Raw genomic sequence first — 5052 nt, forward strand, 5'->3', positions numbered from 1 at the left:
ATATAACCCACCTGCAGCAGCTTTGTCATTAGTTGGATGTGTTTTATCAACATCTTTAATGAAATTATATCCTAATTTACCAACTATAGCTAAAGGCGCATCTCCATTTTCTGCTTGTAATACATTTGCTTTAACTATTCCGTATACTGGAACACTGTGATATCTTCTATCAATTCCATCTTTTGCAAATCCATATCCGTAAGTACTATTATTGAAATTATATTCAACCCCAGCACCTAATTCAACTTTATATTGATTAAATGGGAAAATTTCTACATTTGCAACAAATCCTTTTTGTAAATCGTTAACGTTATCATTCTTACTGAAAAATTGGTCATTTTGAGCATATCTTCTAAATACATCATAACCACCTTTTAATTGCACTTCAACACTTGCAACCGCACTAAGTGATACCAATGCTGATACTAATAATAATGCTTTTTTCATTTTATCCTCCTATAATATTATCTTTTATATATATATTCAATATGATTATACTACATTTTTTATTTAAAGTCTAGTTTTTAGTAATAATTTTATATCTTATATTTTCAAATTTTCTAATCTTTAATATTTTTAATATCAATTTTAAGATTTTCATCAACAATATTCCCTTTATTTTTTTTCAAATAATCTTGAGAAAAATTTTTTGAAATTAAAATTTCTGTCATATTTTCTACTATATCAACTAACTTCAATTCAGATAAACCACTTTGCTTTATACCAAATATTTCTCCTGTATCACGTATTTTTAAATCCTCTTCTGCTATTTCAAAGCCATCATCTGTTTTTTCCATAATTTGTAATCTTTTTTGCGATATTTCATTTTTGGTATTTGAAACTAAAAAACAATATGCTTGCATAGAACTTCTTCCAACTCTTCCTCTTAATTGATGTAATGAAGATAATCCAAATCTTTCAGCACTTAAAATTATTATTATAGTTGAATTAGGAACATTAACTCCTACTTCAACAACTGTAGTAGAAATCAATATGTCTATTTGATTACTTTTAAATTCTTCCATAACTTTATCTTTATCTTTAGAATTTAACTTGCCATGTAAAAGTCCTATTGTATATTGTGGAAACTTTTCCTTATATTCTTCAAATGTTGCTTCAGCTGATGATAAATTTAACTTATCACTATCAGATATTAAAGGAGAAACTACATATATTTGTCTTCCTTCTTTTATTTTATCATCTATAAATTCATACATCTTTTTTTCTTCATTTTTATTTTTTATCCATTTAGTTTTTATAGATTTTCTACCCATAGGTTTAGTTTTTATAACCGAAACATCTAAATCACCATAAATTGTAAGTGCTAAAGATCTTGGAATAGGCGTTGCACTCATAACTATTAAATTAGCATATATACCTTTATCTCTTATTTTATTTCTTTGCTCAACTCCAAACTTATGTTGCTCATCAATAACAATCAAACCTAGTTTTTTAAATTCTAAATTATCTTCTATAAGAGAATGTGTTCCAATCAATATATCTATATCTCCATTTTTTAGTTCACTATATATTTTATCTTTATACTTACCTTTAACACTTCCAGTAAGTAATTCTACTTTTATACCATATTTAGAAAATTCTTCACAGACTTCTAAATAATGTTGTCTTGCTAATATTTCAGTTGGAGCCATTATAACTCCTTGATATGAATTTTCTGCCATATATAACAACATTACTAACGCAACAATAGTCTTACCACTTCCCACATCTCCTTGAAGTAATCTATTAATAATCTTACCTTCATTTAATTCTTTATGTATATCAGATATAACTTTTTTTTGATCTTTTGTTAACTCAAAAGGTAGATTTTTAACATATTCTTTTACATACTTCTTATTATCATTTAAAAAATACATATTACTATTTTTCATATTTTCAGAATATCTATTTTTTAAAATTTTGGTTTCAAGTATAAGGGCTTCTTCAAATATAAATCTTTTTTTTGCCTCAAGGTATTCTTTATCATATTTAGGTTTATGCATATTAATAATAGCTTGTTTCCTATCCATTAATTTATTATCTAATATAAAACTCTTTGGTAAATTTTCTTCAAAAAGAAATAAGTATTTATTTATACATTCTTCTATAATACCTATTAAAAATTTTTGTGTAATACCTGAAGTTAATGGATATATAGGTTCTTTCTTGTCAACTTCATTTACCTTAACACTTCTACTATTTAATTTTATATAAGACGGATTAACCATTTGTAATGCTCTTTTTTTTCTTACCTTAGACGTCACTTGTATATTATCATTAAGAAATATAGTTTTTGATATATAGGGTGCATTAAACCATACAACTTCTAAAAAATCATTATTTTCATCTTTAATTAATGCCTTTATCATTTTTCTTGCATTAAATATATTTACTTTTAAATCAACAACTATCCCTCTAACTATAGCATTTTCTCCATCTTTAAGATCAGATATTTTTTTTAATTTAGCTGTATTCTCATAAGCTCTAGGAAAAAAATAAATTAAATCTTTAAGAGTATATATACCAAGTTTTTTTAATGAATTTATCTTAGTTTTATATCCTTTATTACTACCTAAGGTTTTAAAATTAAAACTTTCTATTTGATCGTATACTTTATTATACATCTATTTCTCCAATAAATATGCTTTCAATAGCTGAAATGCTTTTGCTCTATGACTTATTTTATTCTTCTCTTCTAAAGAAACTTCAGCAAAACCTTTTTGTAATTCATACGAGAAAAATATAGGATCATAGCCATGCCCATTAACACCCTTCAATTCCTTTAATATTTCTCCATCACACTTTCCTTTAAAATGTTTAACAACTCCATTTTCTGGATAATATATAGTAATTACTGAAATAAAATGTGCCTTTCTATTACCCTTTTTTGAATCAACAAGTTTTATCATTTTTTCACATTTTTCAACATAATTCTTACATTCTGGAAAATATCTTGCACTAAATATTCCAGGTTCTCCATTCAAATCATCTATACACAATCCTGAATCATCTGCAATAGTAGGTAGTCCTGAAATATCACCTATTGTTCTAGCTTTTATCAATGAATTTTCTTCAAATGTTTTTCCATCTTCAATAATTTCACCATTGAAAAATTCTTCTTCAGAAACAATCTCTAATCCTATTTCTGAAAATAATTTTTTAAATTCTTCTAATTTTCCTTTATTTTTAGTTGCTAACACATACTTCATTTATCCTCCTAAAATTAAAACCAAACTATTTAAGCTTGGTTTTAATAACTTCATATACTACTGAATAACTATAACCTCTTGATAATAACTTTCTAAAAAGTTTCTCAATAGGTATATCATTATTTTTTTCTATAATCTCTTTTATTTTTTTCTTTTCTTCACAATAAAACTCTTCTGAAAATTTAGAAAATATATCATTTATTACATCAATAGACACACCCTTATATATAAGATATTTTTTAACTTTATTTTCTCCTTTATTCATATTATATTTAATATAAGAATTAGCATATTCATAATCATCTATCAACTGCATATCTTTTAATTTTTTTACCACATCATCAATTATATAAAAATTCTTTTTATCATATTTTTCTTTAAGCTTATTTTTCAACTCAAATTCAGTTCTACTTTTTAACCCTAATATGTATAAAGCTTTATATTTCATAGATTCAAAAATTAATTCATAATATATATCAGTAATATCCATATCGACAGTTAAAGAATACATATATATAATATCTTTAGATATATCAATAATTTCATTTTCTAAATAAATTTTATTCTTCGCTAATTTCAATATTTTCATCTTCGATTATTGTATCCTCAACAGTTACACTCTCTTTTTGATCAGCTTTTATTGATTCTAATACTTTTGCTTCTATTTCAGCAAATAACTCTTTATTTTCAGACAACATTTTTTCTACATTTACTTTTCCTTGTCCTAGTCTTTCATCCCCAAAACTAAACCAAGCACCACTTTTTCTACATATTTCTCTTTCTAACGCTATATCTAAAACTTCAGTAATATGTGAAATACCTTTTCCATACATTATAGCAAACTTAACCTCTTTATGAGGAGGAGCAACCTTATTTTTAGTGATTTTAGCTAAGGTTTCATTCCCAATTACTTCATCTCCTTGTTTTATACTTCCAATTCTTTTAATTTCCATTCTAACCGAAGAAAAGAATTTAAGTGCACGTCCTCCAGAAGTTGTAGTTTGAACCCCAGGTGTAAAAGAAAAACCACCAATTTTTTCTCTTATTTGATTGATAAATACTAATACAGTATCAGATTTAGAAACACTACCTGTTATTTTTCTCAAACCTTTAGACATCAATCTTGCTTGAAGTCCCATTTGTTGATCTCCCATTTCACCTTCAATTTCTTGTTTTGGTACTAAAGCAGCTACTGAATCTACAATAACTACATCAAGAGCTCCACTTCTTACTAAATGATCTGCAATTTCTAATGCTTGTTCTCCTGTATCAGGTTGTGATATTAATAATTCATCTATATTGACACCTAATGCTTTAGCATAAATAGGATCTAGAGCATGTTCTGCATCAATAAAAGCAGCTAAACCACCTTTTTTTTGTGCTTCTGCTATGATGTGCAAAGCAATTGTTGTTTTACCAGAAGACTCTGCACCATATATCTCAACTATTCTACCTCTAGGAACACCTCCAATTCCAAGTGCAATATCGATTCCAATAGAACCAGTAGATATTGCCTTAACATCAAGTTTTCTATTTTCACCAAGCTTCATAATAGCACCTTCACCATACGATTTACGTATATTAGATAATGCCATTTCTAAAGATTTACTCTTTTCAGCTTCAAGATCAATTTCCTTTTTTTTAGCCATATAGCCCCCTTCATTTTAATTTTTATTTAATTAATTTTATCATTTTAAAAGTTAAAAGTCAATGTTATTTTTTTATAACACTATAATTAAAAAAAGAGTTTGGCAACTACCTATCTTCCCAATTACTTAGTATTTTCGGCGTACACAGACTTAACTGCCAGGTTCGAAATGTTACTGGGTGTATCCCTGTGGCT

General features: G+C 26.4%; 4 protein-coding genes, 1 rRNA gene and 1 pseudogene. All 6 read right to left on the bottom strand.

Annotated features, from left to right (window positions below; genetic code table 11):
* Positions 1-447 (bottom strand): annotated as a pseudogene (locus ACWYO2_RS04800) (hypothetical protein); the annotation flags it as partial.
* Positions 448-560: 113 nt separating this feature from the next.
* Positions 561-2624, bottom strand: a complete 2064-nt coding sequence (recG, locus tag ACWYO2_RS04805) for an ATP-dependent DNA helicase RecG (protein ID WP_455515356.1) — start codon at positions 2622-2624, stop codon at positions 561-563.
* The gene (gene rdgB, locus ACWYO2_RS04810) at positions 2625-3209 is read right to left on the bottom strand and encodes an RdgB/HAM1 family non-canonical purine NTP pyrophosphatase (protein WP_455515357.1); all 585 of its coding nucleotides are present in this window, start codon (positions 3207-3209) and stop codon (positions 2625-2627) included.
* Positions 3210-3234: 25 nt separating this feature from the next.
* Positions 3235-3798 carry a regulatory protein RecX gene (locus ACWYO2_RS04815; protein WP_455515358.1) on the bottom strand — a complete coding sequence of 188 codons (564 nt, stop codon included), beginning with the start codon at positions 3796-3798 and terminating at the stop codon, positions 3235-3237.
* Entirely contained in the window at positions 3770-4858 is a 1089-nt protein-coding gene (gene recA / locus ACWYO2_RS04820; RefSeq protein WP_455515359.1) for a recombinase RecA, read from the bottom strand. Before recA ends, ACWYO2_RS04815 begins: the two co-directional genes overlap by 29 nt.
* Before the next feature lie 97 nt (positions 4859-4955).
* A 5S ribosomal RNA gene (gene rrf, locus ACWYO2_RS04825) occupies positions 4956-5052 on the bottom strand; the annotation flags it as partial.

The sequence above is a fragment of the Pseudostreptobacillus sp. genome (assembly GCF_977040545.1).

Excerpts from the sequence above, each read along its gene's own strand:
- recG (WP_455515356.1), bottom strand. The coding sequence starts at position 2,624 with ATGTATAATAAAGTATACGATCAAATAGAAAGTTTTAATTTTAAAACC.
- rdgB (WP_455515357.1), bottom strand. The coding sequence starts at position 3,209 with ATGAAGTATGTGTTAGCAACTAAAAATAAAGGAAAATTAGAAGAATTT.
- ACWYO2_RS04815 (WP_455515358.1), bottom strand. The coding sequence starts at position 3,798 with ATGAAAATATTGAAATTAGCGAAGAATAAAATTTATTTAGAAAATGAA.
- recA (WP_455515359.1), bottom strand. The coding sequence starts at position 4,858 with ATGGCTAAAAAAAAGGAAATTGATCTTGAAGCTGAAAAGAGTAAATCT.